General features: G+C 37.4%; 1 protein-coding gene and 1 pseudogene. Both read right to left on the reverse strand.

Features of this window, described 5'->3' with window-relative positions; all coding sequences use genetic code 11:
• Positions 1-189, reverse strand: a pseudogene (locus tag WMZ97_RS21790) (ATP-binding protein); the annotation flags it as partial.
• A partial coding sequence (gene istA, locus WMZ97_RS21795) for an IS21 family transposase (RefSeq protein WP_343274166.1) occupies positions 186-1483 on the reverse strand: 1298 nt, incomplete at its 5' end. The gene istA and the pseudogene WMZ97_RS21790, both read right to left, overlap by 4 nt.

The following is a 1483-nucleotide window of genomic DNA, read 5'->3' on the forward strand; positions in this document are numbered from 1 at the left end:
ATTGCCCGTTTTTGGAAGATGAGCCTGTTTTAGTAACAGGTTTGTTTTTCGCTCTTCACGATTCTGCACCTCCTTCTCAAATAGCTTAAGAAGGTATTCCTGGTGACTATTCGCTTCGACATTATTATAGTTTTCTCTAATCCAGCTTAACTTTAAACGCTTGGCATATGCCTCTATTTGTTGATTCATTTATCGATCCCTCCCTTCTGGAAAAAGGAATCGTAATGGGATAGCCCCCTGGTCACATCTGGAACCTTAGGAATAGTCATGTTTGGTTTAATGGTTGCGTGATCAATATCTTGATTAAATAATGAATAAAAGCAATGTTTAATTTGATCAACACCTGGATGTCCGTGTGCGGAGGCTACTTGTAAGGCCTCATTTAATAATGAAAAATCATCGTTCTTTAATAGTTTCCCCAATAAACGCAAAGCACTTTTTTGTTCTTCCTCCGTACAATCGTTTAAGTAATCCGTCCATATTGATGGAAATTGATCATAAAGGCTTGAATATTTAATAGCCCTTGGACGTTTTGATAATAAATCTAGGTAAGGCTGCCACATCATTGATTTTCGTTTAATGCCGTATAGTCTTGGGTGTTTTACAATAACATCGTTATTGTCATTCAAGATAATTACATTGTTATAAGTAATGCATACACGTACCTTTTGTTTGGCAAATCTAGGCGAAGTGGAGTAATGTTTTTTATCTATTGAAACCATTCCGTATTTGTCTGCCTTTATATCTTCATAACGGACGCATTCAAATACCTTTTCAGGAAGCCTTAGCCAATTTTCTTTGTCTTCCTCAAACAACTGAGTTTGAATGACTCCCTTCTCATAATGAAGTCGCTCACGATCTTCCTCAGCCGATTCCCACAATGTTTCATTAAATTGATCCAAGTCTAAAATTGTATTCTCCGGTAATAAGAAGTTGTTCCTCACATATTTAACCATTGCCTCTACATGGCCCTTTTCATTACCTTTACCCGGATTACAAAATTCGTATGTAAAACCATAGTGTAAAACGAAACGATCAAATGTATCTGTTAGTTCACGTTCACCCTTTGCACGGATTTTTTTTACAGCTGGTGATAAATTATCAAATCGTATTGTTCTAGGGACACCACCCATATGGCAAAATATTCGCTGCAATCCCTCTAGTAAACACTCCGTATTTTCCGAAGGAAATACCTGAAAATAAAAGCCATTACTATAAGGAAATGACATAACCAAATAGGGAAGGTCAATGACCTCAGAGTGATACCTAAATGGTGCTGTGCCAAAGTCAACTTGTGCTGTACCAGGGAAAGATTCAAGAGGTAATGCAGCATCTCCCATGGACTCTTTTAATTCCCGCTTGCGGTATGAAACATAATCACGAACCGTTCGGTAAGATCCTTTGAAACTATGGAACTTCTCTAATTGTTGAAACATCCTTTTTGCCGTTCTATGATACTTCCTTTTCTTTTTTAGATCCTCCT

This window comes from Lentibacillus songyuanensis (assembly GCF_039548255.1).
Lineage (GTDB): Bacteria > Bacillota > Bacilli > Bacillales > Amphibacillaceae > Lentibacillus_C > Lentibacillus_C songyuanensis.